This window comes from Allobacillus halotolerans, from assembly GCF_018967645.1.
GTDB lineage: Bacteria > Bacillota > Bacilli > Bacillales > Alkalibacillaceae > Allobacillus > Allobacillus halotolerans.
The window spans coordinates 1-1,799 of the sequence record NZ_JAHLZF010000035.1; the positions used below are offsets into that span (position 1 = coordinate 1).

The following is a 1,799-nucleotide window of genomic DNA, read 5'->3' on the forward strand; positions in this document are numbered from 1 at the left end:
AATACAATATGTCACGTTATTCCGCATCTTCTGAAGAAGATGTTCCGAATATATCCTTAGAAAGGAGGTGATCCAGCCGCACCTTCCGATACGGCTACCTTGTTACGACTTCACCCCAATCATTTGTCCCACCTTCGACGGCTAGCTCCTAAAAGGTTACTCCACCGGCTTCGGGTGTTACAAACTCTCGTGGTGTGACGGGCGGTGTGTACAAGACCCGGGAACGTATTCACCGTAGCATGCTGATCTACGATTACTAGCGATTCCAGCTTCATGTAGTCGAGTTGCAGACTACAATCCGAACTGAGAACAACTTTATGGGATTTGCTTGACCTCGCGGTTTCGCTGCCCTTTGTATTGTCCATTGTAGCACGTGTGTAGCCCAAATCATAAGGGGCATGATGATTTGACGTCATCCCCACCTTCCTCCGGTTTGTCACCGGCAGTCAACTTAGAGTGCCCAACTTAATGATGGCAACTAAGCTTAAGGGTTGCGCTCGTTGCGGGACTTAACCCAACATCTCACGACACGAGCTGACGACAACCATGCACCACCTGTCACTTTGTCCCCCGAAGGGGAAGGCTCTATCTCTAGAGTTGTCAAAGGATGTCAAGATTTGGTAAGGTTCTTCGCGTTGCTTCGAATTAAACCACATGCTCCACCGCTTGTGCGGGTCCCCGTCAATTCCTTTGAGTTTCAACCTTGCGGTCGTACTCCCCAGGCGGAGTGCTTAATGCGTTAGCTGCAGCACTAAGGGGCGGAAACCCCCTAACACTTAGCACTCATCGTTTACGGCGTGGACTACCAGGGTATCTAATCCTGTTTGATCCCCACGCTTTCGCACATCAGCGTCAGTTACAGACCAGAAAGTCGCCTTCGCCACTGGTGTTCCTCCATATCTCTGCGCATTTCACCGCTACACATGGAATTCCACTTTCCTCTTCTGCACTCAAGTTTTCCAGTTTCCAATGACCCTCCACGGTTGAGCCGTGGGCTTTCACATCAGACTTAAAAAACCGCCTACGCGCGCTTTACGCCCAATAATTCCGGATAACGCTTGCCACCTACGTATTACCGCGGCTGCTGGCACGTAGTTAGCCGTGGCTTTCTGATTAGGTACCGTCAAGATGTGCACAGTTACTTACACATATGTTCTTCCCTAATAACAGAGTTTTACGATCCGAAGACCTTCATCACTCACGCGGCGTTGCTCCGTCAGGCTTTCGCCCATTGCGGAAGATTCCCTACTGCTGCCTCCCGTAGGAGTCTGGACCGTGTCTCAGTTCCAGTGTGGCCGATCACCCTCTCAGGTCGGCTATGCATCGTTGCCTTGGTAAGCCGTTACCTTACCAACTAGCTAATGCAGCGCGGATCCATCTATAAGTGACAGCAAGACCGTCTTTCACTTTTGAACCATGCGGTTCAAAATATTATCCGGTATTAGCTCCGGTTTCCCGAAGTTATCCCAGTCTTATAGGTAGGTTATCCACGTGTTACTCACCCGTCCGCCGCTAACATCAGAGAAGCAAGCTTCTCGTCCGTTCGCTCGACTTGCATGTATTAGGCACGCCGCCAGCGTTCATCCTGAGCCAGGATCAAACTCTCCATAAAAATTATGATGTTTGATTAGCTCATAAATACTAAATAATGTTTGTAACTTATAGTTACGTTTTTTGGAATTAACGTTGACATATTGTCATTCAGTTTTCAATGTTCATCGTGTAAAAAATAAATGGTGGAGACTAGCGGGATCGAACCGCTGACCTCCTGCGTGCAAAGCAGGCGCTCTCCCAGCTGA

At 49.1% G+C, this 1,799-nt stretch carries 1 tRNA gene and 1 rRNA gene; both read right to left on the bottom strand.

What is annotated here, in order from left to right:
* Positions 1-60 precede the first annotated feature (60 nt).
* Positions 61-1,612: ribosomal RNA gene (locus tag KQ486_RS13655) — 16S ribosomal RNA — on the bottom strand.
* A gap of 122 nt (positions 1,613-1,734) precedes the next feature.
* Positions 1,735-1,799 (bottom strand) — tRNA-Ala (locus tag KQ486_RS13660).